This window comes from Nocardia vulneris, from assembly GCF_001613425.1.
Lineage (GTDB): Bacteria > Actinomycetota > Actinomycetes > Mycobacteriales > Mycobacteriaceae > Nocardia > Nocardia vulneris.
The window spans coordinates 1-22,304 of record NZ_BDCI01000030.1 but is presented as its reverse complement, the minus strand read 5'-3'; the positions used below and the strand labels follow the sequence as shown (position 1 = coordinate 22,304).

Annotated in this window: 24 protein-coding genes; 10 read left to right on the top strand and 14 right to left on the bottom strand. The window is 67.3% G+C overall.

Annotated features, from left to right (window positions below):
• Positions 1-67 precede the first annotated feature (67 nt).
• Together NVU01S_RS28635 and NVU01S_RS28630 are read left to right on the top strand one after the other, a co-directional pair.
• Complete coding sequence (locus NVU01S_RS28635; RefSeq protein WP_043669378.1) at positions 68-493, top strand: DUF4189 domain-containing protein; 426 nt, start codon at positions 68-70, stop codon at positions 491-493.
• Between the two features lie 151 nt (positions 494-644).
• On the top strand, positions 645-1,091 hold the full coding sequence (locus tag NVU01S_RS28630; protein ID WP_052280520.1) for a DUF4189 domain-containing protein: 447 nt from the start codon (positions 645-647) through the stop codon (positions 1,089-1,091).
• 44 nt (positions 1,092-1,135) lie between these two features.
• Here the strand turns inward: NVU01S_RS28630 and NVU01S_RS28625 are convergent, their stop codons facing one another.
• From NVU01S_RS28625 to NVU01S_RS28615, 3 genes are read right to left on the bottom strand one after another with little or no spacing between them, the layout of a single operon-like run.
• Positions 1,136-1,798, bottom strand: a complete 663-nt coding sequence (locus NVU01S_RS28625; RefSeq protein WP_042258923.1) for a methionine ABC transporter permease — start codon at positions 1,796-1,798, stop codon at positions 1,136-1,138.
• An 11-nt stretch (positions 1,799-1,809) separates the two neighbouring features.
• Entirely contained in the window at positions 1,810-2,823 is a 1,014-nt protein-coding gene (locus NVU01S_RS28620) for a methionine ABC transporter ATP-binding protein (RefSeq protein ID WP_043669375.1), read from the bottom strand.
• Positions 2,820-3,695 (bottom strand): MetQ/NlpA family ABC transporter substrate-binding protein, encoded by an 876-nt coding sequence (locus tag NVU01S_RS28615; protein WP_043669372.1) that lies wholly within the window; start codon positions 3,693-3,695, stop codon positions 2,820-2,822. The genes NVU01S_RS28620 and NVU01S_RS28615 overlap by 4 nt, the downstream gene beginning before the upstream one ends.
• A gap of 134 nt (positions 3,696-3,829) precedes the next feature.
• Between NVU01S_RS28615 and NVU01S_RS28610 the strand changes: the two genes are divergently transcribed.
• Positions 3,830-4,696, top strand: coding sequence for a MetQ/NlpA family ABC transporter substrate-binding protein (locus NVU01S_RS28610; protein ID WP_043669369.1), 867 nt, complete (start codon positions 3,830-3,832; stop codon positions 4,694-4,696).
• Between the two features lie 7 nt (positions 4,697-4,703).
• On the opposite strand, the gene NVU01S_RS28605 is transcribed toward NVU01S_RS28610, so the two are convergent.
• A complete protein-coding gene (locus NVU01S_RS28605) occupies positions 4,704-5,783 on the bottom strand; it encodes an isopenicillin N synthase family dioxygenase (protein WP_043669543.1) in 1,080 nt (359 codons plus the stop codon).
• 219 nt (positions 5,784-6,002) lie between these two features.
• On the opposite strand from NVU01S_RS28605, the gene NVU01S_RS28600 reads away from it, so the two are divergent.
• Positions 6,003-6,323, top strand: a complete 321-nt coding sequence (locus NVU01S_RS28600) for a hypothetical protein (RefSeq protein WP_156161546.1) — start codon at positions 6,003-6,005, stop codon at positions 6,321-6,323.
• Between the two features lie 45 nt (positions 6,324-6,368).
• Entirely contained in the window at positions 6,369-6,986 is a 618-nt protein-coding gene (locus tag NVU01S_RS28595; RefSeq protein WP_244467218.1) for a hypothetical protein, read from the top strand.
• Between the two features lie 168 nt (positions 6,987-7,154).
• On the opposite strand, the gene NVU01S_RS28590 is transcribed toward NVU01S_RS28595, so the two are convergent.
• The 5 genes from NVU01S_RS28590 to NVU01S_RS28570 all read right to left on the bottom strand — a co-directional run bounded on the left by NVU01S_RS28590 (position 7,155) and on the right by NVU01S_RS28570 (position 11,270).
• Entirely contained in the window at positions 7,155-7,712 is a 558-nt protein-coding gene (locus NVU01S_RS28590) for a GNAT family N-acetyltransferase (protein WP_036561517.1), read from the bottom strand.
• A 34-nt stretch (positions 7,713-7,746) separates the two neighbouring features.
• Complete coding sequence (ku, locus tag NVU01S_RS28585) at positions 7,747-8,679, bottom strand: non-homologous end joining protein Ku (RefSeq protein ID WP_043669359.1); 933 nt, start codon at positions 8,677-8,679, stop codon at positions 7,747-7,749.
• Positions 8,680-8,767: 88 nt separating this feature from the next.
• The gene (locus NVU01S_RS28580) at positions 8,768-9,880 is read right to left on the bottom strand and encodes a lycopene cyclase family protein (RefSeq protein ID WP_043669356.1); all 1,113 of its coding nucleotides are present in this window, start codon (positions 9,878-9,880) and stop codon (positions 8,768-8,770) included.
• Positions 9,881-9,916: 36 nt separating this feature from the next.
• Positions 9,917-10,255 (bottom strand): hypothetical protein, encoded by a 339-nt coding sequence (locus NVU01S_RS28575; protein ID WP_043669354.1) that lies wholly within the window; start codon positions 10,253-10,255, stop codon positions 9,917-9,919.
• A 229-nt stretch (positions 10,256-10,484) separates the two neighbouring features.
• Entirely contained in the window at positions 10,485-11,270 is a 786-nt protein-coding gene (locus NVU01S_RS28570) for an SDR family oxidoreductase (protein ID WP_043669351.1), read from the bottom strand.
• 160 nt (positions 11,271-11,430) lie between these two features.
• Here NVU01S_RS28570 and NVU01S_RS28565 point away from each other — a divergent pair, with 160 nt between their 5' ends.
• Entirely contained in the window at positions 11,431-13,062 is a 1,632-nt protein-coding gene (locus tag NVU01S_RS28565; protein WP_029900596.1) for an ABC-F family ATP-binding cassette domain-containing protein, read from the top strand.
• A gap of 81 nt (positions 13,063-13,143) precedes the next feature.
• Positions 13,144-13,377 (top strand): helix-turn-helix domain-containing protein, encoded by a 234-nt coding sequence (locus NVU01S_RS44995; protein ID WP_014986328.1) that lies wholly within the window; start codon positions 13,144-13,146, stop codon positions 13,375-13,377.
• Positions 13,378-13,655: 278 nt separating this feature from the next.
• Here the strand turns inward: NVU01S_RS44995 and NVU01S_RS28555 are convergent, their stop codons facing one another.
• The 3 genes from NVU01S_RS28555 to NVU01S_RS28545 all read right to left on the bottom strand — a co-directional run bounded on the left by NVU01S_RS28555 (position 13,656) and on the right by NVU01S_RS28545 (position 15,770).
• A complete protein-coding gene (locus NVU01S_RS28555) occupies positions 13,656-14,585 on the bottom strand; it encodes an MvdC/MvdD family ATP grasp protein (RefSeq protein WP_244467217.1) in 930 nt (309 codons plus the stop codon).
• Between the two features lie 44 nt (positions 14,586-14,629).
• Positions 14,630-15,046, bottom strand: a complete 417-nt coding sequence (locus NVU01S_RS28550; RefSeq protein WP_237748142.1) for a hypothetical protein — start codon at positions 15,044-15,046, stop codon at positions 14,630-14,632.
• 307 nt (positions 15,047-15,353) lie between these two features.
• Positions 15,354-15,770 (bottom strand): acyl-CoA thioesterase, encoded by a 417-nt coding sequence (locus NVU01S_RS28545; RefSeq protein WP_043669345.1) that lies wholly within the window; start codon positions 15,768-15,770, stop codon positions 15,354-15,356.
• 204 nt (positions 15,771-15,974) lie between these two features.
• Here NVU01S_RS28545 and NVU01S_RS28540 point away from each other — a divergent pair, with 204 nt between their 5' ends.
• Complete coding sequence (locus tag NVU01S_RS28540) at positions 15,975-16,769, top strand: hypothetical protein (protein WP_043669343.1); 795 nt, start codon at positions 15,975-15,977, stop codon at positions 16,767-16,769.
• Positions 16,770-16,775: 6 nt separating this feature from the next.
• Here the strand turns inward: NVU01S_RS28540 and NVU01S_RS28535 are convergent, their stop codons facing one another.
• Both NVU01S_RS28535 and NVU01S_RS28530 read right to left on the bottom strand, forming a co-directional pair.
• Positions 16,776-17,342 carry a TetR/AcrR family transcriptional regulator gene (locus NVU01S_RS28535; protein ID WP_014986321.1) on the bottom strand — a complete coding sequence of 189 codons (567 nt, stop codon included), beginning with the start codon at positions 17,340-17,342 and terminating at the stop codon, positions 16,776-16,778.
• An 87-nt stretch (positions 17,343-17,429) separates the two neighbouring features.
• A complete protein-coding gene (locus tag NVU01S_RS28530; RefSeq protein WP_156161545.1) occupies positions 17,430-20,264 on the bottom strand; it encodes an aconitate hydratase in 2,835 nt (944 codons plus the stop codon).
• 407 nt (positions 20,265-20,671) lie between these two features.
• Here NVU01S_RS28530 and NVU01S_RS28525 point away from each other — a divergent pair, with 407 nt between their 5' ends.
• Both NVU01S_RS28525 and NVU01S_RS28520 read left to right on the top strand, forming a co-directional pair.
• Positions 20,672-21,250, top strand: a complete 579-nt coding sequence (locus NVU01S_RS28525; RefSeq protein ID WP_043669337.1) for an Rv1476 family membrane protein — start codon at positions 20,672-20,674, stop codon at positions 21,248-21,250.
• Positions 21,251-21,538: 288 nt separating this feature from the next.
• Positions 21,539-22,304: coiled-coil domain-containing protein (locus tag NVU01S_RS28520; protein ID WP_373864219.1), on the top strand; the 766-nt coding region annotated here is incomplete at its 3' end.

Below are 22,304 nucleotides of genomic sequence, written 5' to 3'. Positions count from 1 at the left end.
TGCTGGACAGGGTAGGTGGTGTGGGTGATGATCAGCTCGCTTCATCTTCTTTGAACGGGAGTTTCTGTTGTCCAATCTGGGGAGGGCCGCGTTCGGTGCGGTCCTGGCATCCACCGCGGCGTTGACCATCGTCGGCACGGGCTCCGCCGGCGCGGCGCCTGATTATCATGGGACGCTGGCCTTTTCGCCCAGCACCGGCAAAGTGGTCGGCTCGGTCGATCAACCGTCCTGGGTGGCCGCGGATGCGGTGGCCATTCGGGACTGCGGCGTGTACGACTGCAAGATTCTCGTGCGTTTCTCCAACGGTTGTGCGGCGGCCGTGCGCGGCGCCGACGGTGCGTTCGCGGCCGATTGGGCGGCGACGCGGGAGGAAGCGGAGCGATTGGCGATCGCCAAGCTCGGCGAAAGCGCGCCGCCGTTCCCGGATCTCGGCAGTGCCGTGCCGCAACCGGCGCGTGTAGTGCTGTCCTCGTGCACCAAGAACGCGAGCTGAACAACTCGCCCTGCGGAAGCGAACCTTGCATTTCAAAAGGCCCTGTATGACAGCCTATTTCGAGGTGAGTGGCCGTCTGCAAAGGCTTGGACAGATCGATTCGGATGCCGGATGATCTGACCGAGGTTTACTTTCTTTCGTGGGGAGAATCATGAAATACACAGCGGGCAAGGCTGTCCTGGGCCTGTTCGCCTCGACGGCCGTCGCCTTCGTGGCGGCCGGCGCGGGGCAGGCCGGTGCCGAGCCCGGGCCGGACGGTTCCTACTACGGGTCGCGGGCGATCACGGTCGACGCGAACGGTGCCGGCGTCTCGACGGCCTGGAACTACCCGAACTGGGCGGAATCCGACGCCGCGGCGCTCGACGACTGCCGGGCGAAGGGCGGGCGGAACTGCAATATCATCGTCCGCTTCGTCGACGGCTGTGGCGCCATCGCCGAACGCGACGGTCGCTATGTCGGTGGCACCGGTCCCAACCGGGCCGAAGCCGAGCGTGCGGCGCTCGCCGCATTCGGGCCGCCGCCGGTGAATTTCGGCAGCTCGGCGCCGAGCGCGGCGCGCATCGTCGGCACCACGCTCTGCACCAGCAACGTGGAATGACGCGGTCGCCTGGTGCCCGGGAGTTGTCCCGGGCACCAGGGGCCTCAGCGGCGCAATACTTTTCGGGCCAGCCAGTTACCGAAGAACTGGATGCCCTGCACGCCCGCCACGATGATCAGCGTGGCCACGAAGGTGACCTGCCAGTTGAACTGCTGATACCCGTGGACGAGCGCGAAATCGCCGAGCCCGCCGCCGCCGACGGTGCCCGCCATGGCGGAGATGTCGACGATCGAGATCACCACGAACGTGTAGCCGAGGATCAGCGGGCCGAGCGCCTCGGGAATCAACAGCGTCAAGATGATTCGCAGCGGTCCCGCGCCGACCGCGCGCGCCGCCTCGATGACGCCGGGGTCGACCGTCACCAGATTCTGCTCCACGATCCGGGCGATGCCGAACGACGCCGCCACGATCATGACGAACGCCGCGGCGTCGCGGCCGATGGTGGTGCCGACCACCTCCAGCGTCACCGGCCCGAGCGCCGCGAGCAGGATGATGAACGGGATCGGGCGCACCACGTTCACGATCACGTTGAGCAGCAGGTTGATCGGGGCGTTCGCGAGCAGCCCGCCCTTGCGGGTGGTGTAGAGCACGGTGCCCAGGAACAGTCCGATCAGGCCACCGATCACGAAGGTGATCAGCACCAGATAGAGGGTGGTGCCGATCGCCTCGGTCAGCAACGGCCGGAGTTTGTCCCAATCCGCTTGCATCGGTACTCCTTTCAGGCCGTGCGCGGGCCGAGTTCGGCGATCACCTTGTCGACGGCGTCGTCGGGTCCGTGCAACGCCAGGGTGACGCTGCCGAAGGTCTTGTTCTGCAACGTGCCGACCCCGCCGTAGACCACCTCGAAGCGGACATCGGCGTGCGCCGCGACGGTCAACGCCGCGCCGATGCCGTGCTCGTCGTCGACGTCCACCGTGACGAGCCGGCCGCCGTGCAGCTCACCGAGCCTGCGCACCTCGTCCTCGGACGGCCGGTTGTGCAGCACCGTCGCCACGAACGATCGCGTCGGTGCGGCCTGCGGCGTCGCGAAAACCTCGAAGGTGCTGGCGAGTTCGACGATCCGGCCCTCGGCGAGCACGGCGACCCGGTCGGCGACGGCACGGATCACATCCATTTCGTGGGTGATCACCACGATGGTGACGCCGAGCTCCCGATTGACCTTCTTCAGCAGGCGCAGCACCTCCGCGGTGGTCTCCGGGTCCAGCGCCGAGGTCGACTCGTCCGCGAGCAGCAGCGACGGCGAGGTCGCCAGCGCGCGAGCGATGCCGACCCGCTGCTTCTGGCCGCCGGACAGCTGGTCGGGGTAGCTGCGGGCCTTGTCGGAAAGTCCGACGAACTCGAGCAACTCCGCGACCCGCGCCTTACGCGCGGCTCGTTTCCAGCCCGCCACCTTGAGCGGGTATTCGACATTTCCTGCGGCGGTACGGGATCGGAACAGATTGAACTGCTGGAACACCATCCCGATATCGCGGCGCAGACGGCGCACCTCGGCTTCGCGCACGCCGGTGATGGGGGTGCCCGCGACCTCGATGCTGCCGCTGGTCGGCCGCTCCAGGGCGTTGATCAGGCGGACCAGGGTGCTCTTGCCCGCGCCGGAATAGCCGATCACGCCGAAGATCTCGCCCTGCTCGATCCGCAGATCGATAGCGTCCAGCGCGACATGGGCATCCGCGCCCTTGCCGAAAACCTTGGTGACCGAGCGGAATTCGACGGCGGGCGGGTTATCGCTCACTTGCCGTCACGGATGGTCTGCTGCACCCGCTGGAGAATCTGCTCCAGTTCGGAGCCGGTGCGGCGTACCTCGACGGCCGTGTTCTTGGTGACCTCGGCGTGCGCCCGCTGCACCTCGGGGTCGTGCCAGAGTTCGACCAGCTGCAGCAGCTTCGGGTTGTTCTTGTCCTCGGCCCTGGTCACCAGCGCGTTGATGTACGGCTCGGCCGCCGGGTTCTTCGGATCATCCTTGTACAGCGCCGAATCGGGGTCGATGCCGGAGCGGTCGAGGAAGGTGTTGTTGATCACCGCACCGTCCACGGACACGAGCGAGAGCGCGGTCTGCGCGGCGTCGACCGTGGTCACCTTGACCTTGGACGCGGCCTTGTCGACATCGGCGGCGGTGGGCGCGCTCGAACTGCCGGACAGTTTCAGCAGACCGGCCGCCTGCAGGACGAACAGCGCCCGCGCCTGGTTGGTCGGGTCGTTCGGGATCGCGATCTCCGCGCCCTGGGGCAGGTCCGCGAGCGCCTTGTGCTTCTTCGAGTACAGGCCGAGCGGCACGATGTAGGTGGCGCCGATCGGAGTCAGCGTGTCCTTGTTGGCGACGTTGTAGGCGCCCAGGAACTGCAGGTGCTGAAAGAGATTCACATCGATCTGCTTCTGCGACAGCGCGAGATTCGGCTGCTTGTAGTCGGAGAAGTTGGTGATCTTCAGCGTGATGCCCTTGTCCTTGGCCCGCTGTTCGAAGACGTCCCAGGCCTTGTCCTTGTCGGTGGTGCCGATCCGCACTACCGTGTCGGAGGAGGACTTGTCGTCGGAACCGCACGCCGTGACGGTGAGGGCCGCGGTTGCTACCAGGACCGGGATCGCCAGTGCCCGATGGAATTTCACTTCGTTGCTCCCGAAAAGCTCGTCGCAATATGAACCCGGTAATCCAAGCGATCCGAGGGCGGGCGGGACAACGGTTGGGATTGTGGTGAGCGAAACCCTTCCCAATTCTTGGACGACCGTCTAGTTTGCTCGCAATGCGCTTGATGCACCGTCTGCTGGTGATTCCGATTCTTTCCGCCCTGGCCGTGACCACGATGTCGTGTGGCGCGAAGCACGACGACGGAGTGATCCGCATCGGTGTGAACGATCTCGCAGAGTCGCATTGGGACGTGTACAAGAAGAAGGCGGCCGATCAAGGCATTCGCGTGGAGTTCATCAACTTCACCGACTACAACCAGCCCAATCCCGCACTGGCCCAACGGCGTATCGATCTCAACAAGTTCCAGCACGTGCGCTACCTGGCCAACTACAACGCCCGCAACAACGACACCCTGGTGCCGGTCGGCGCGACCGAGATCTTCCCGCTGACCCTGTACTCGCGCAAGCACAAGTCCGTCGCCGAGATCCCGCAGGGCGGCCAGATCACGTTGAGCAACAACCCCGCCAATCAGGTGCGGCCGCTGCTCAGCCTCGCCGCGGCGGGCCTGGTCGTGCTGAAGGGCGGTGCGAGCTGGGACTCCAAGGTCGAAGACGTGGACACCGCGGCCTCCAAGGTGAAGCTGACACCCATCGATCCGACCCTCACCGCGCAGTCGCTGGCCAGTGTCGACGCCGCGTTCGTCGACGACACCTTCGCGCGTCCGGCGGGTCTGACCAAGAACGACACCATCTACACCGACGACCCGGAGCGCCCGGAACTGAAGCAGTACATCAACATCTTCGCCGCGCGGGCCGCCGACAAGGACAACCCGACGCTGCTGAAACTGGCTGCGCTGTACCACGATCCGGATGTAGTGGCCGCAGTGCGGGCCGAGACCGGTTACGAAGGCATCTTCAAGACGAACACCCCGGCCGACCTGCAAGCCACGGCGACCGAACTGGAAGCGAAGTTCCGCAAGTAGTTTCGGGTCAGTCGCGGGCCGAGAGCACCCGGGCTGCTTCCCGGTGTGCGTTCGTATTCGGTTGCAGCGCACGGGAACCGGCCAGCTTGGCCTGCACGTGCTCGGACACGGTGATCGGCGGATACTTGCTGCCCGCGCCGACACAGGAGGGCAGCGTCTCGATCACCGCGTCGAAATTGCCGTCGTGGAAGAACGCGGCGCTGCGCCGGCGTTCGATGGTGCCGTCGACGATCGGCGGCATCACCCGGTGCAGCGTCGAGAGCCATCGCTCGTTGGTCCAGCGGGCCATCACGTCACCGAGATTCACCAGCAGCGCCTCGTCGGCGGGTTGTACGTCGTGCCAGCGGCCGTCCGCGCCCAGCACCTGCAAGCCGGGCACCTGGTCGGCCCACAGGACGGTGACGATGCCGTAATCGGTGTGCTCGCCCATCCCCTTGAGGTCGCCGTCGAGGTCCACACTGCCCGGTGGCAGCGCATAGTTGTTCATGCGCAACACATTCAGCGAGTGATCGGTGAAACTCTCGAAATAGCCGGGCGGTAGGTCGAGGGCGTCGGCGAAGACGGTGGTGAGCGTGCCCGCCACCCGCGCGGCCTCGGCGTAGTACCGCTGCACCCGCGGCCGGAAGCCGGGAAGTTCTGCGGGCCAGACATTGTCGGCGTAGCCCGCCCGCGCGGGAAGATCCAGTCCCGGATAGTCGGAGGTGGTCGTGCCGATATTGAACGCCTCGAAGAAGTCGTTCATCCGGGTCGCCGAGGCCACCCCGAGGCTCAAGCTCAGACTCTCGCTCTTGGGTGGTGAATAGCCCCGATTGAATTCGACCGCCGTCCGGTAGCTCTCCTTGGTGGCGGGCGCGAGCGCGAAGAACTCGTCCAGCGCGGCCGCGAACTCGTCGAGCACCGGGCGGGCGATCCCGTGCCCGCGGATCTGCATGAACCCGACCGTGCTCGCCGCCTCGTCCACCTGCCGGGCGACCGCGGCCCGCGCCGCGGCGTCCGCGCCCTCGACGTAGGGCGAGATATCGATGATAGGAACGTGGAACTCCACGACGCGCCGTCCTTCCGTCTCCGCTGCACCGTCCCCCAGCATGGTCCGTACCCGCTGCGCCGAACCGGCGTTCGGGTCACATTCGGGTAAATCCGTTGCTTCCGGTTCCATCCGAGACCTGTTCGAGGGTTCCAGAATTGACCCGAATGAGGGTCCAGAATGGACCGAGATCGGGAGCGTGGCGCTGTCGGTGTCCGGCCTTAAGCTGAGGGCTCCAATCGACGCGACAGGGGGATCTACATGTCAGTCAAAGTTCCATCGTTGGAAGAGCGGGTGGCGGTGCTGGAAGGGAAATGGCAGCGGACGGAGGGCGACGGTATCGCCTATCAGGACGCCATCATCGATACGCGCGATCGCGTCGTGCGACTCGAGCACAGTATGAGCACCCTGAAGGTCATGGCTGGGCACACGCAGGTCCGCCTGGGTGCGGTCGAGGAGGACGTGGCTGTGCTCAAGCAGGACGTGGCTTTCCTCAAGGGCGACGTGTCGGGGTTGAAGCAGAGCGTGTCCGGGTTGACCCGCAGTGTCGATGCGATCGTGTCGCACTTCGGGATCGTCCTGGCGGAGGAAGCTCAGCCGTGAGCTGAAACGGCTGCGGGTCGGGTCTGCACCGGCAATGATGCCGGTGTGGACGAACAGATGTACGAGCGATCGCGGCGCGGGTTGCATGCGGTGGCGGAATTGTTGATCGCGGGGCCGCAGTATCGGCAGTACGAGACCATCCGGTTACGGGTGGTGCACCAGGGGTTCGGCGGGGTGCAGTGGCCGGTGTCGGTGGTCGGCGCCGAACTGGTCTGGCCGGAGGGGCGCGCGGCGCTGGCGGGAACCTATCGGGAACTCGGCAAGCTCGCGAACATCGAACCCGGGGCACCGGACGGGTTGTACAAGGACACCACCGGCGTGGAGCCGGACAGCGCGATGGAGATCGATCCGGTCGCGGCGCAGCAGATCAGCGACTGGTTCGCCCTGGGGGACAAGGCTTTGCGATGCCTGGCCCCGGACAGCACGCCGGTGCTCTGGCCCGAGCACTTCGACCTGTCCAGCGCGGTAGGTGAGGTGAATTACGGTGTGTCACCGGGGGATTCGGCCCACCCCGGACCTTATGCGTATGTGGGTCCGTGGACACCGCGCACAGGCGCGTTCTGGAACGCCCCCTTCGGCGCGCTGCGCCCCGGCACCGAATTCGACTCGGCAGCAAGCCTCTTGGCGTTCTTCGAGGAAGGTCGCGCCGCGGCGGCGAGCTAGGCGCACCCTTCCTGCCCCGCCGCACCCCTTCTGTCTTCGCGCACCCGCTGTGGCCTGGCAGAGCGGGTGCGAGAAGACAGAAAGGGTGCGGCGACGGTCTGAACTGCGCACTGGCGGGCGGGGCAGCCGGTGCCGGCGGCGAGCGGATTCGGAGCGGGCGGCCGAGCGCTAGCGGGCGGCGCGGTGGTTGTCGCCGGCCAGGCGGCCGCGGCGGATCAACGCGCGCTTGGTGCCGGGGGCGATGGCGGCGGCGTCGAGTTGCGAATCCGGGTCGGGGTCATCGGGATTCGGGCGGACGAACAGGGTGACCGTGGCGGCGGGGGTGAAGCCGCTGCGGGTCATCAGCGCGGTGGAGGCCGCGTTGCGGTCTTCGACGTCGGTGACGATGCGCCGTGCGCCGCGGGCGAACAGCGCCTCGGAGCAGACGTCGACCAGGCGGCGGGCGATGCCGTGCCCCTGCATATCCGGTGCGACGGCGATCCATTCGAGGTAGGCCCAGTCGTCGCGGTTCTCGAACTCCATCGACCCGAGCACGAAACCGACCACGCGGTCGGAATCGAGGGCGACCCAGCAGGCGTTGTCGGGGCTGTCGAGGTGCTCGGCGACCGAGGTGAGCGACCACGAGGTGTACGGCTTGGTGGTGATGTCGAAGACTTCGTGACCGAGATCGAGGACCTGGCGCAGGTGGCCGAGACCCATCGGGACGATCACTACGGCAGAATCCATGCCGACAGTTTGCCAGCAGGACGCGCCTCGGCCCTCACGCGCCCTTGCGGGCCGCGGTCTTCTTCGCAGGCTTGTCGGCGGTCTTCTTCGCGGCTTTCTTGGCCGGAGTTTTCTTCGCGGCGGCTTTCTGGGCCGGAGTTTTCTTCGCGGGCGCGGCCTTGCCGTTGTCCTCGGCGGTGCTGCGCCGCCCGCTGGCTTCCAGACTGCGCTGCAGGGCGGCCACCAGGTCGACCACCTCGGCGTCCATGTCCGCGGGTGCGGACTCGGGCTGCTCGGGCACCTTGCCGGTGCCGCTGGCGATCGCCTCGTCCAGCAGCCGCTTCAGTTCGATCTGGTACTCGTCGGTGAACTGGTCCGGATCGAAATCGTCGGACATGGTCTCGACGAGTGTCTCGGCCATCTTGATCTCTTGCGGTTTCGGTTCGGCGACGCCGTCGAGGGATTCGAATTCCACCTCGCGGACCTCGTCCGGCCACAACAGGGTCTGCAGCACCAGCACGCCCTCGTGCACGCGCAGCGCGGCGAGCCTGGTCTTCTGGCGCAACGTGAAATGCACCAGCGCGGTGCGGTCGATCCGTTCCAGCGTGGTGGCCAGCAGCACGTAGGCCTTGGGCGTACTGGAGTCGGGCTCGAGGTAGTAGCTCTTCTCGTACAGAATCGGATCGATCTGCTCGGACGGCACGAACTGCAGCACCGGGATCTCGTGCTTCTCGGCGGCGGGTAGTTTGGCGAAATCCTCGTCGGTCAGGATGACCTTGTCGCCGTCGGGGGATTCGTAGGCCTTGTCGATGTCGGCGTACTGCACGGATTTACCGCAGACGGTGCAGACCCGGTCGTATTTGATCCGGCCGCCGTCCTTGGCGTGCACCTGGTGGAAGCGGATGTCGTGGTCCTCGGTGGCGGTATACACCTTGACCGGGACGTTCACCAGCCCGAATGCGATCGAGCCTTTCCAGATCGACCTCACTGCTGCATCCCCTCGACGCGGGTACCGCGTCCGCGAACCCGGTGCTCCACCGGTTCGGGACGGATGAGTGCCGGACGGTAAGACCCACTCATTCCTCCATGATGGCGGACGGTATTCGAATACGCGAGCGAATGGGCGTCCCGAGTGTCGCGGCGGCGACGCGCCGACGGACCGGCGGCGGCAAGGTGCCGAATAGGCCGAGCATGGCTCTGACGGTGCCGTTCAAGTCGGTACGGCCCGACAGATAGGCCTGCTGCGCGGCCGGCGGAAGCGTGAAAAACGCGTCGAAAAAAACCGGGAGGTCGGTTGTGGGTAAGCCGAGCAGTGCCCGCAACCCGGCGGCTCGCAGGCGGTACACCGCGCGCGCCGCAACCGGCCAGGCCGCAGCGCCGCGTGCGACGGTGTCTGCGGCGGCGAGCGCGGCGGCCACGCTGTAGCCGGTGGCCGGATGCGCGAAACCGCCCGCCGCGCCGAAGGTGTAGCGGCCCGGCCGGCCGCCTTCGACCGGGAAGCGGACGCGCTCGACCCGTTCGTCGCCGGTGACTTCGACACCGCGCGAACGCAATCGGTGCAGCAGCCGGTCGCGCAGCTCGCGGCCGTCGAGGGCGGGCCGCCCGACCAGGCAGGTTTCCTCGAGCAGCATCGTGTCGCCGTCGAGGGGGACCGCGTAGAGAAACGAGCGCGGTGCGTCGACGGCCGCGCCGTTGTCCGGCCGCCAGTCCATGAACATCGGCTCGATACCGGCGCAGCGGTCCCGGTCGAGCATCAGCCCGTACGCCGTCTGCTCGGCCAGTGCGGGGGAGCGGCCGATCCCGCGGGCGTCGATCACCCGCCGACCGTGCAGCACGGTGCCGGAGGACAGCACCGCCGTGCCGGGCCCGCACTCGACCGCGCGATCGGCGATGATTCGCGCCCCCGTCACGTCCAGCGAGTCCTGTAGCCGTGCCGTGTCGAGCACGACGTAGGGCCGATCGATCCGGTGCACGCGGGTACCCCAGGCCACCGGCTGCGCGACTGTCGCGGCCACCGCGTCCTTCGCGAGCCAATCCGGCAGTTCGTCGGCCCACGCCGCATACGTGGCGTGCCACCGCCGTTCTGGCGCGGGGTCGACCACGGTCACCGCCAAACCGCGGACCAGACACCGATGCGCGAGCGCGCGTCCCGCCGGTCCGAGACCACAAACCACGACATCGACAGTCACGCCGCCACCCGCCGCGAGCCGGCCCCGGCCCGGCGGCTACCCAATGTCGCACAGGCAGCTCGCCATGAGTGTGTTGTCGGCTTGGGGCTGCCAATAGTCCGGCACCGCAGCCCGGTTCCACGCGATGTGCGCCGAGATGGTGCCGAGGTGCGGTCCGCTGCGCCACAGGATTTCGGCGCTGCGCAATTTGGTGCTCGGCCCGCGTGCGCTGTCGGCCTCAGGCTTCGTGTTGTCCAGCACAGCGGTCCGGCTGTGCCTGGTGCGCGATCGCCCGGCGTCGAGTTGAGGTCCGCTGCGCCACGGGATTCCGCTGCCGCGCAGTTGGGTGCCCAGCGTGCGTGCGCTGTCGGCTTCCGGGCTCCTGTCGTCCGGCACAGCGGTCCGGCTTCGCCCGGGGTGCGACCGACCGGCGAGGGGCAATCGGGCGCGCCGCAGGATTTCGACGCTGCACAGACAGGTGCCCTGGGCGCGTGTCCGGGCGGCCCCTGGTCTCTTGTCCAGACCAGGGGTCCGGCGCTATGCGGTGTGCGAACACCTGGCACCGGGGTGCGGCGTGTGTCGCCGTGCGGTGAAAGGTGTTCGTCCACAGGTGTTTTCGCTGGAATCAGAGGCCGCCGGTGGAGAGGAGGCCGCCGTCCACGCGGACCGTTTCGCCGGTGATCCAGGCGGCTTCGTCGGAGACCAGGAAGCCGATGAGGCGGGCGACGTCTTCGGGGGTGCCGAGGCGTTTCAGCGGATAGACGCTCGCCGCGCGTTCTTCGTCGGCGGAGTACAGCGCGTCGGCGAACTTCGTCTTGATCACGCCGGGCGCGACGGCGTTCACCCGGATCTTCGGGCCGAGCTGCCAGGCCAGTTCGTCGGTGAGCCGGATGAGCGCAGCCTTGGACGCGCCGTAGGCGGCGATCACGCCGGACGAGCGCAGGCCCGCGACGCTGGCCACGTTCACCACCGCACCGCCGTGCGTCCCCATCCACGCCTTGTAGGCCAGTTGCACGTAGCCGAGCGCCGCGACGACGTTCACATCGAAGATCTTGCGGACCGCGTCGAGATCGGCCTCCATCAGCGAGCCGAACACGGGATTGATGCCGGTGTTGTTGATCAGGATGTCCACCGAACCGAATTCGGCCATCATCCGGTCGATCGAGGCGGCGCGGTCCTCGGCGTGACCGGAGTTCCCGGCCAGCGCCACGACCTCGCCCTGATGGCCGAGCGCGCGCAGGTCGGCGGCGGCCTCCTCCAGCGGATCCTTCTTGCGGGCGCTGATCAACACGTTCGCGCCCCGGCTGAGCAGCTCCGCCGCCACCGCCTTGCCGATGCCCCGGCTGGCCCCGGTGACCAACGCGCTCTTGCCCACTAGATCGGTCGCGGTGCCGTTGTTTCGCTCACTCATGCAACCGCAGGTTACTCGCCGTTCAGTTACGGCCGTCACATACCGATCGCGGGGTGTGAAGGGCTGCTCCGATCACGGGTAAAATCGGTGGTTCTTGTGTGTAACGCGTCGCACAATCGAGTAGCAACCGCCCAGCACTACCGATCCGGAGGAGAAACCTGTGATCACCGCGACCGACCTGGAGGTCCGGGCCGGAGTCCGCACGCTGCTGTCGGCCCCTGGACCGGCATTGCGGGTGCAGTCCGGCGACCGGATCGGACTGGTCGGGCGCAACGGTGCGGGCAAGACCACCACGCTGCGCATCCTGGCCGGCGAGGGCGAACCGTATGCCGGAAAGATCTTGCGCTCCAGCGATATCGGCTATCTGCCGCAGGATCCGCGGGAGGGCAACCTGGATGTGCTCGCGCGCGATCGCGTGCTGTCCGCGCGCGGACTGGACACGCTGATCCGCGATATGGAGAAGCAGCAGGCGCTGATGGCCGAGGTGGCCGACGAGAACGAACGCGAGAAGGCGGTGCGCAAGTACGGCAGGCTCGAGGATCGCTTCTCGGCGCTGGGCGGCTACGTCGCCGAGAGCGACGCGGCCCGCATCTGCCACAGCCTCGGCCTGCCCGACCGGGTGCTCGGCCAGGCCCTGCGGACCCTCTCGGGTGGTCAGCGCCGCCGAATCGAGTTGGCGCGCATCCTGTTCGCCGCGTCCGACGGCAGCGGCGGCCGCTCCGACACCATCCTGCTGCTGGACGAGCCGACCAACCACCTCGATGCCGACTCGATCACCTGGCTGCGCGGCTTCCTGCAGAACCACGACGGTGGTCTCATCGTGATCAGCCACGACGTGGAACTGCTCGGCGATGTGGTGAACAAGGTGTGGTTCCTCGACGCGGTGCGCGGCGAGGCCGACGTCTACAACATGGGCTGGCAGAAGTACCTGGACGCGCGCGCCACCGACGAACAGCGCCGCAGGCGCGAACGCGCCAATGCCGAGAAGAAGGCGAGCGCGCTGCGGGTGCAGGCCGCCAAGCTCGGCGCCAAGGCCACGAAAGCCACTGCGGCACAGAACATGGCCAAGCGGGCCGACCGGTTGATGGCCGAACTCGACGACGTGCGCGTCGCCGACAAGGTGGCCAGGATCAAGTTCCCCGAGCCCGCGCCCTGCGGCAAGACGCCGCTGATGGCGGAGAACCTGACCAAGATGTACGGCTCGCTGGAGATCTTCGCGGGGGTGGATCTCGCGATCGATCGCGGCAGCCGGGTGGTGGTGCTCGGGCTCAACGGCGCGGGCAAGACCACGCTGCTGCGGCTGCTCGCCGGGGTGGAACAGCCCACCGCGGGCAGTCTGGTGCCGGGCCACGGCATGAAGGTCGGGTATTTCGCGCAGGAGCACGACACCCTCGACGACAACGCGACGGTCTGGGAGAACATCCGGCATGCCGCGCCGGACGCGGGGGAGCAGGACCTGCGCGGCCTGCTCGGCGCGTTCATGTTCACCGGTCCCCAGTTGGACCAGCCCGCGGGCACCCTGTCCGGTGGTGAGAAGACGCGGTTGGCGCTCGCCGGACTGGTGTCCTCGGCTGCCAATGTGTTGCTGCTCGACGAGCCGACCAACAACCTCGACCCGGTCTCGCGCGAACAAGTGCTGGATGCGCTGCGCACTTACGCCGGCGCGGTCGTGCTCGTCACGCACGATCCGGGGGCCGCTGAGGCGCTCTCGCCGGAGCGGGTGATCTTGCTACCGGACGGTACGGAGGACCACTGGTCCGCGGATTATCTGGAATTGATTCAGCTCGCGTGAGTTTCATCACAAGAACCCGTTGATCACGGCCCCTCGAGTGCTTAGCCTGGAAAGACGCTGCTCGGCGACTCGGAGGAAGCCATGAGCGACAGGCCCGCACAAGTCAAAGCCACCCTGGGTAAGGGAACCCGCGTCACGGGGAAGTCCCGTGACCGCCTACAGACCCAGTTGAAGAAGCAGTACGAGGCAGGTGCGAGCATTCGCTCGCTGGCGCGAGCAACCGGTCGCTCCTACGGCTTCATCCACAACGTACTGGTGGAGTCGCACGTGCAACTCCGCAGCCGTGGCGGCGCGAACCGCCGCAAGAGTCAGTAGCACCGCATCCGGCTCGAACCGGTTTCGGCGGAACGGATTTCGCCTGAACCGGTGAGTTCCCGCGCGACGGCTAGGCGGCAGGCCCGGACGAGGCGCTCGACTGGATCGAGGTCGGCGACTCGGCACCGGACGACTATCTGGCCGGACTGCTGCGTGGGGTGGCCCCCATGTCTACGGACGCGCGTCCTACGAGCCGCCGGCTCAGGACGCGGTGGATGAGCTTCGGCTGCTGGTGTTTCCGGTGTTGCTCGGGGAAGGGCGGCGGCTGTTCGACGGCGTCAGTAGCCCTCGACGGCGCCGTCCCCGTCGACGAGCAGATTGGCCAGGCTGCGGAAGATCGGCAGGCCGGTCTTGATCTCCAGGTACGCGAACTGTCCCTGCGGGTTGACCTCGAGGAAGTAGTACTCGCCGTCGAGGCCGAGCCGAATGTCCAAGACGCCGAACGACAATCCGAGCGCGCCCATCAGGGTGGCGAGCGATTTGCTGACCGAGGCCGGCAGATGCTCGGGCACGAAATCGACCGAGGTGTCCAGGCGGGAGTCGACGCGGCCGACGCCCGCCTGGGAGTCGATGCGCACCGTCCATTCGACGCCGTCCACCCAGACCACCCGCAGATCGCATTCCGCGTCGACGTAGTCCTGGAAGGTGGTCGGCGCCGCGCGGATGCCGACCAGTCTGTCGTAGTCGTGCTCGGTGATGATCCTGGTTTCCGCGAACTCGGCGCGGCTGGTCCCGGTGCGCTTGTAAACGACTGGGCCGGGCCGGGATTCGGCGAAGCTGCGGGCCTCGTCCGGGTCGTTGGTGATCAGCGTCTCCGGCACCGCGAAGCCGGCCCGCAGCGCGGTCTCCAATTGGACGATCTTGCGGGCGGCGGTGCGATCGGCCCCCGGGTCGTTGACCCAGTGCGCCGGGATGGACCAGAGCAGACCCTGGATGAAGCCGTCGCATTCGGCCTGCCGGAAGTCGTTGTCGGAGACGCGGACTCCGGCGGGCGGCTGGGTCGGGTGCGGCCGGCGCCACCAGACCGAGCGGACGTCGTCGAGGCCGATCAGGTGGGAGACCGAACGGGCGGTACCGTAGCGGTCCAGCCGGAAACTGCCCGACTCACGCGGAAAGTCGCGCAGGTCGAGCTGAATCGCGCTGAGCCCGTGGAATTCTCGCAGCGTCGCCGCCATGGCGGTAGCGTGCAGATCGTCGGATTCGGACACGATGAGGACTGAACCCGTCCGGCGTCCCGCCATGAATGCGCCGCTCAGTCGAGACTGTCGCAGTTGATACCGTCGTCACTGGTGGCGAGCGACTTGGTCTGGCAGTAGGTGAAGGTGGCGCCGTTGGTGCCGGGCAGGTCCACCAGATTCAGGCGATCGGCCCAGGATTCGGTGAGCTCGCGCAGCTGCTCGTCGCCGAGCGCGGCAGACGGGGCCTGCTGCATGGTCATCGGGCGGTCGACCACGTCGATGCGCAGGCGGCGGGTGAAATCCGCCGTGGCGCCGACCCGGATGTCGACCAGCACCGGCCGGGCGCCGCGCTCGGCGCGGACCCCTTCGGGCACTGCCGAATCGAGCACGCGCAGCACGTCGGACCGACGGAAGGTCCACGTTCCCTCGGCGACGCGCACGCTGATATCTCGCTCCGACTCCGCTACCAACAGTCCGTGCAGCGGAGGCACACGATCACTCTTCGGCGCGGTTCCGTGGAGGCGGAGTGCGTCGGTCATAGCCATTTCTCCGATCTGCTCGCGATTTGCCACGACCCCCGAGCGTGAGCCCGATCATAACGTGCGAAGGGCCGGTACCGGTCCGGATCGACAGATTTAACCCCCGGTGGCAAACCGGATTACGATCCCGGATGCGCTAGCGCCGAAAGTTTTTCGGCAGGGCACCACTAGTTCCGGCGCAATCAACGAGCTATTTCCGAATGGCAATGTGTCTATCGCATAGCCCCGGATTGGCGGCTGTGCATTCGCACGTGCGATTTCACAGACCGAGCAGGTCGGGACGCTCGGCGAGGTCCCGGAAACGGTCGGCGGGTCCGGGCACCAGCTTGCGTTCGCGCAAATCGAGCAGCCCGCCGACCACCCGCGCCTCGGCCGCGACGGTGCCGTCGAGTTTGCGGATCTCGTGCCGGAAGGTGAAGGTCTTGCCGCCGGAGTATTCGATATCGGTATCGACGGTGACTTCGTCGCCGCCGCGCAGCTCCCGCAGGTACTTGATGGTGGATTCCAGCACGACCGGGCCCACGCCGGTCGCGATCAGCTTGTCCTGCGGCAGGCCCGCGGCCCGCAACATCTCCCACCGCGCGTGCTCGGTGTACTGCAGGTAGACCGCCTGGTTCAGGTGGCCTTGCGTATCGAGCTCGTAACCGCGCACAACGATCGGGATGGTGAAGGTCATGTCTGGACCAGCGCCGTACCGGATGGTCTTGTTCCCGGACGGACCGATGCCTTCGTCACACCGGTGGACGGTGGCCGGCGGGGTCGTCGCGCGGCTGGTTCGTTCAGCGAATCGGGTAGTCCGGTACTCGCCCTTCGGCTCCGAAACGGGCTTACCGTGGGGTTATGCGCCGGACGACGCGGCGCGTGTGCAAGGAGATCACTGATGATCGACATCATCACCCTGCGTGGCACCGGTGAGCCGCGCAATCCGGACGGAACGCCCGCGGGCATGCTGCACGCCGTCACCGCGCTGCTGGACCCGGCGCGGTTCTCGGCTTTCGAACCGGACTGGCCCGCTTCGGTCGGTCCGTCGCCGGATCTGTGGGGCCCGTCGCTGGACACCTCGGTGCGGCTCGGCACCGCGGCGGGCGTCAAGGCGATCCAGGATTCGCCGAATGTGTGTGGGTTGCTCAGTTATTCGCTGGGAGGGATCTGTGCCAGCCGCATCCTGGAGGGGGTGCGCTCGGGCAAATACAAGAACACCAACGGCTCGCCGCTGGAGATCGCGTTCGCGGTGAACATCTCCAACCCGCTGCGCAAGGCGGGCGAGTCGGTGGGGAACCTGTGCCCGGCCAACACCTTCGGCCTGCACGGTCAACGGGGGCGCTGGCCGGCGGGCGTGGCGATCCGTGAGTACGCCAATCCCGGCGACATCATCACCGCCGCGCCCGCGGATTCGCCACTGCGCATCATCGACGTCGGCATCTCGCCGTTCTCGTTCCTGGAGGGCGCGCGGATCGGCAACTTCGGGCCGCTGATCTTCGCGGAACTGCTGGCCTGGCTGATGAGCGATCCGGTGACGAACCTGAATCGCTACGCCACGGCGGTGAACGGCGTGATCGGTTACCTGACGCCGTGGCCGGAGGGACAGCACGTGCTGTATTCGAGCCACGAGATGCCGGGCACCGATGTGCTGTGGACGACGCACGCCGCCGAGTACATCAACGACAATTTCTGAGCGGCCTCAGTCCCGGCGGCGCACCGAGGCTTCGACGAGATCCAGGACGGCGGTGAGGTTTTCGTTGGTGTGGCCGGAGGCGATGCGCGCGATCAGGCCGTCGAGCACCAGGTCGAGGTAGCCGAGCAGCACGTCGGTGGGCACGTCGTCGCGCAGCGCGCCCGCCGCCTTGCGGCGTTCCAGGCGAGCCAGGGTGGCGGCGGTGAGCTCGGCCGAGCGCTGGGTCCAGCCCGCGCGGAACTCCGGGTCGGTGCGCAGCCGCCGGGCGATCTCCAGCCGGGTGCCGAGCCAGTTGAATTGCTCTGGGTGGGTGAGCATGTCGCGCATGACCTGGACGATGCCCTGGTTGGCCGCGACATCGGCCATCCGTTCGGCGTCCTCCTGCGCGAGCGCGAGGAACAGCGCGTCCTTGTCCCGGAAGTGATGGAAGATGGCGCCCCGGGACAGCCCGATCTCTTCCTCGAGGCGGCGCACCGTGGCGCCCTCGTACCCGTATTCGGCAAAGCAGCGCCGCGCCCCGTCGAGAATCTGGCTCCGCCGGGCGGCGAGATGATCTTCACTGACTTTGGGCATGTCGGGCGTGCTCCTCCAGGAGGTGTGAGAAGTCCGCGCACCGCGAAAACGCGGTGCGCGGATCCTCGACGTACGGCAGATGCGAGATCAGCCGCGAATCATGTTGCGCAACACGTACTGCAGGATGCCGCCGTTGCGGTAGTAGTCGGCCTCACCGGGGGTGTCGATCCGGACCACCGCGTCGAAGCTCACCTTCTCGCCGTTCTCCTTGGTGGCGGTGACCTTCAAGGTCTTCGGAGTCACACCCTCGTTCAGCTTGGTGATGCCCTCGATATCGAAGGTCTCGGTGCCGTCCAGCTTCAGCGACGCGGCGGACTCGCCGGCCGGGAACTGCAGCGGGATGACGCCCATGCCGATCAGGTTGGAGCGGTGGATGCGCTCGAAGGACTCGGTGATCACGGCCTTCACGCCGAGCAGCGAGGTGCCCTTGGCAGCCCAGTCGCGCGAGGAACCCGAGCCGTACTCCTTGCCGCCCAGCACGACCAGCGGGATGCCCGCGGCCTGGTAGTTCTGCGAGGCGTCGTAGATGAACGCCTGCGGGCCACCGTCCTGGGTGAAGTCGCGGGTGTAACCACCCGAGACGTCGTCGAGCAGCTGGTTGCGCAGCCGGATGTTGGCGAAGGTGCCGCGAATCATCACCTCGTGGTTACCGCGCCGCGAGCCCAGCGAGTTGTAGTCCTTGCGCTGCACGCCGTGCGAGTCGAGGTACTGCGCCGCCGGGGTGCCCGGCTTGATCGGGCCGGCCGGGGAGATGTGGTCGGTGGTGACCGAGTCGCCGAGCAGCGCGAGCACGCGGGCGCCCGTGATGTCCTCGACCGGGCTCGGCTCCATCTGCATGCCGTCGAAGTACGGCGCCTTGCGGACGTAGGTCGAGCTCTCGTCCCACGCGAAGGTGTCGCCCTCGGGGGTGCTCAGGCCCTTCCAGCGCTCGTCGCCCTCGAAGACGGTGGCGTAGGACTTGGTGAACATGTCCCGGCTGATCGCCGACTTGATGGTGTCGTCGATCTCCTGCGGGGACGGCCAGATGTCCTTCAGGAACACGTCGTTGCCGTCGGTGTCCTTGCCCAGCGGGTCGGTCTCGAAGTCGAAGTCCATCGTTCCCGCGAGCGCGTAGGCGATGACCAGCGGCGGCGAGGCCAGGTAGTTCATCTTCACGTCGGGGGAGATGCGACCCTCGAAGTTGCGGTTGCCGGAGAGCACCGCGGTGACCGAGAGGTCGTTGTCGTTGATCGCCTTGGAGATCTCGTCCGGCAGCGGGCCGGTGTTGCCGATGCAGGTGGTGCAGCCGTAACCGCCCACGAAGAAGCCGAGCTTCTCCAGGTACGGCCACAGGCCGGCCTTCTCGTAGTAGTCGGAGACGACCTGCGAGCCCGGCGCCATGTTGGTCTTGACCCACGGCTTGGACGCGAGGCCCTTCTCGACCGCGTTGCGGGCCAGCAGGGCCGCGCCGATCATGACCGACGGGTTGGAGGTGTTGGTGCAGGAGGTGATACCCGCGACCACGACCGCGCCGTGATCGAGCACGAAGTCGCCGCGCTCGGGATCGGACACCTTGACCGGCTTGGACGGGCGGCCGATGTTGCCGTTGGCGGCGGACGGGATCAGCACCGCGTCGTCGTCGGCGAAGGACAGCACGGCCGGGTCGGACGCCGGGAACGACTCCTCGATGGCCTCGTCCAGGTGGGTGTGCGGGGTGGTCGCGGCCGGGCCGGACTCCGCGTCGTTGGTGTAGTTGTGGATGTCCTTGCGGAACGCGGTCTTGGAGTCCGACAGCAGGATTCGGTCCTGCGGACGCTTCGGGCCGGCGATCGAGGGCACCACGGTGCTCAGGTCCAGCTCCAGGTACTCCGAGTAGCCGGGCTCGTTGTCCGCGTCGTGCCACAGACCCTGCTCCTTGGCGTACGCCTCGACGAGCGCGAGCTGCTCGTCGGTGCGGCCGGTGAGGCGCAGGTAGTTGATGGTCTCCTCGTCGATCGGGAAGATCGCTGCGGTGGAACCGAATTCGGGGCTCATGTTGCCCAGGGTGGCGCGGTTCGCGAGCGGAACCTCCGCGACGCCCTTGCCGTAGAACTCGACGAACTTGCCGACGACGCCGTGCTTGCGCAGCATGTCGGTGACGGTGAGCACCACGTCGGTGGCGGTGACGCCGGGCTGGATCTCACCGGTCAGCTTGAAGCCGACGACGCGCGGGATCAGCATGGAGACCGGCTGGCCGAGCATGGCCGCCTCGGCCTCGATACCGCCCACGCCCCAGCCCAATACGCCGAGGCCGTTGACCATGGTGGTGTGCGAGTCGGTGCCGACACAGGTGTCGGGGTAGGCCTGGCCGTTGCGGACCATGACCGTGGGCGCCAGGTATTCGATGTTGACCTGGTGCACGATGCCGACGCCCGGCGGGACGACCTTGAAGTCGTCGAAGGCGCCCTGACCCCAGCGCAGGAACTGGTAGCGCTCGCCGTTGCGCTGGTATTCCAGGTCGACGTTGCGCTCGAGGGCGTCGGCGCGGCCGAAGACGTCGAGGATGACCGAGTGGTCGATGACCATGTCGGCGGGCGAGAGCGGGTTGACCTTGCTCGGATCGCCGCCGAGGGCGGTGACGGCCTCACGCATGGTGGCGAGGTCGACGATGCAGGGCACACCGGTGAAGTCCTGCATGATCACGCGCGCGGGCGTGAACTGGATCTCGGTGTCGGGCTGGGCGTTGGGATCCCAATTCGCAATGGCGCGAATGTGATCGGCGGTGATGTTGGCGCCGTCCTCGGTACGGAGCAGGTTCTCCGCGAGGACCTTGAGTGCGTAGGGGAGTTTCTCGGTGCCCGGCACGGCCGAGAGACGGAAGATCTCGTAGGAGTTGCTTCCGACCTCGAGGGTGCCCTTGGCGCCGAAAGTATCGATACTTGTCGTCACGTCAGCTCCACTCATCTGTGAGGGTTGGCCGCCGACGGGGCTGTGTCGGCGGCTGGCCTTTCGAGCGACCTGCAAGCAGTCGCTCCGGTGTCATTGCAGGTATTCCAGCGCGGCAGCGCCGGGTTCCTCTGCGCTATGACCTTAACAGTACGCTTGTCCTGTGAACCGCACGGGTCCGGTTCGCGCGGGCCTGCCTATAGAAGGGTGTGCCCACCCACCTGCGAACCATGCCAGGGTGCGCGACCGCGAGTGCGCGCGGGCTGTGGGTACCGCGCGGGGCGCGTCGCGTGGCGTCTGCGGGTGCTGCGACACTCGGTCGCGTACTGTGCTTTCGGAGCCAGCCCGGGGGTGTTGCGCTCACCCCGCAGTGTTGGATGCATGTCGCCTCGGATGCCGATGCGGCTCGACAGACCGGATGGAAGATGACCGTCTCGCACACCTCGGTTTTTTCGCCCATGGCCGCCGAACTGCCGCCCAACGTCACCGAGGACACCGTCACCACCATCAACGCCGACCTGGCCGACAACCATGTCGCCACCGTGGACGGCAAGGATCAGTCAGGGCTGGCGGCCGTCGCCGCCGAGGCGAGAGCGAACGGCATCCCGCTCAGCATCGTGGTGGTGCCCGGTAACCCCGGCCGCGATTCGAGCCTGCGCGACCTGGCCACCGAACTCGGCAAGACCCAGCACGGCACCGTCGTGGTGCTGAGCGACGACTTCGCCGGCACCTACAGCGATTCGATCAGCCGGGTCCGGTTGGAGTGGGCCGAGGACAAGGCCAAGTTCAAGGGCAGTGCCCATTCCACCGAGGCGGCCCAGGCGTTCGTCGACCAGTTGCAGCAGCCGGAACCGATCTCCTGGACCGCGATTTCCAGCGTGTTGCTGGCCGGTACCGCGGTGGTCATCGTCGGCCTCTATGTCGTGAAGTCTCGTCGGCGTGCCGAGCCCGAAACGCCGGTGGTCGCCGCCGGGGTGGACCGCGACAAGACCCCCTCCGCGTAGACCTCGGTCTGCTCCTGCATAGCTGGTTTCTATCCAGCTACTTTCCCTGACGACCGGTACGTTTTTCCGCCCGGAAACCTTGTGTGCATCCGGCTAATTACCGGCAACGGACAAATTACGCGCTTGTCATTCTGTTGCTGAAGTTCCTTTGGGGGCAGAAGTGTCGTACGGTTCGAGTGCTTGCTTGCGGGAAAAGAGTGTTGTCAGGGGTGTCTGCCGACCACTGGGCTTGATGGTTCCGGTGATGCCCATGGGGTGTTTGCCGGAGTCGGGTCCTTGGGAGGTGCGATGCGCAACAACGGCGAGGTCGCCTATCGGCGGCCGCTGGGGATCGCTCTGGGGTTGCTGGTGTCGGTCGCCGTGGTGCTGGCCGGACCCGCCGTCGCCGTCCCGCCCGCGCCGCCCAATCCGAGCGACGGCCAAATCGCCGACGCGGGAGCGCGAGTCGACGCGAGCGTCACCGAGGTCGGCGCGCTGATCAATCAGGTCGCCACGGTCGACCAGCAGTTGCAGCAGCTCGACGGCGAGGTCGCGCGCAAACGCGAAGAGGTCAACAAGGCCCTGGTCGACCTGCAGGACGCGCGCGACGCCGCGGACGCGGCCGCCGCCGTCGTCGCCGACACGCAACGCCAATTGGCCGATGCCGGAACGCAGGTCGGGCAGGCCCGGCGCAATTTCGATCAGTTCGCGTCCCAGGCCTACACCCGCCCGGCCGCGGACTCGATGGTCGTGTACCTCGCCGCGTCCACCCCGGCCACCGCGCTCGACCAAGCCCAGCTGTTATCGCTGGTGTCGAAGAACCAGCAGCAGGTGCTGGACCGACTACGCCGGGCCCAGATCGATCAGGGCAACAAGAACTCCAGTGCGCGCCAGGCGAAATCGGCGGCCGACGCCGCGGCCGCGGTCGCCGAGCAGAAGAAGATCGACGCCGAGCACGCCGTCGCCGCCGCCAAGAACGAACTCGATCAGCAGACGGTCCGGCGCGACGACCTGCTCCGGCAACGCCAGGATGCGCAGGGCCGCTTGGACTTCGCGCGACAGAATGTCGCCGGCC

What these genes read in the sequence shown, in the direction of transcription:
- NVU01S_RS28630 (WP_052280520.1), top strand. Translation starts at nt 645, where the DNA reads ATGAAATACACAGCGGGCAAGGCTGTCCTGGGCCTGTTCGCCTCGACG.
- NVU01S_RS28625 (WP_042258923.1), bottom strand. Translation starts at nt 1,798, where the DNA reads ATGCAAGCGGATTGGGACAAACTCCGGCCGTTGCTGACCGAGGCGATC.
- NVU01S_RS28610 (WP_043669369.1), top strand. Translation starts at nt 3,830, where the DNA reads ATGCGCTTGATGCACCGTCTGCTGGTGATTCCGATTCTTTCCGCCCTG.
- NVU01S_RS28605 (WP_043669543.1), bottom strand. Translation starts at nt 5,783, where the DNA reads ATGCTGGGGGACGGTGCAGCGGAGACGGAAGGACGGCGCGTCGTGGAG.
- NVU01S_RS28590 (WP_036561517.1), bottom strand. Translation starts at nt 7,712, where the DNA reads ATGGATTCTGCCGTAGTGATCGTCCCGATGGGTCTCGGCCACCTGCGC.
- NVU01S_RS28570 (WP_043669351.1), bottom strand. Translation starts at nt 11,270, where the DNA reads ATGAGTGAGCGAAACAACGGCACCGCGACCGATCTAGTGGGCAAGAGC.
- NVU01S_RS44995 (WP_014986328.1), top strand. Translation starts at nt 13,144, where the DNA reads ATGAGCGACAGGCCCGCACAAGTCAAAGCCACCCTGGGTAAGGGAACC.
- NVU01S_RS28545 (WP_043669345.1), bottom strand. Translation starts at nt 15,770, where the DNA reads ATGACCTTCACCATCCCGATCGTTGTGCGCGGTTACGAGCTCGATACG.
- NVU01S_RS28540 (WP_043669343.1), top strand. Translation starts at nt 15,975, where the DNA reads ATGATCGACATCATCACCCTGCGTGGCACCGGTGAGCCGCGCAATCCG.
- NVU01S_RS28535 (WP_014986321.1), bottom strand. Translation starts at nt 17,342, where the DNA reads ATGCCCAAAGTCAGTGAAGATCATCTCGCCGCCCGGCGGAGCCAGATT.
- NVU01S_RS28530 (WP_156161545.1), bottom strand. Translation starts at nt 20,264, where the DNA reads ATGAGTGGAGCTGACGTGACGACAAGTATCGATACTTTCGGCGCCAAG.
- NVU01S_RS28525 (WP_043669337.1), top strand. Translation starts at nt 20,672, where the DNA reads ATGACCGTCTCGCACACCTCGGTTTTTTCGCCCATGGCCGCCGAACTG.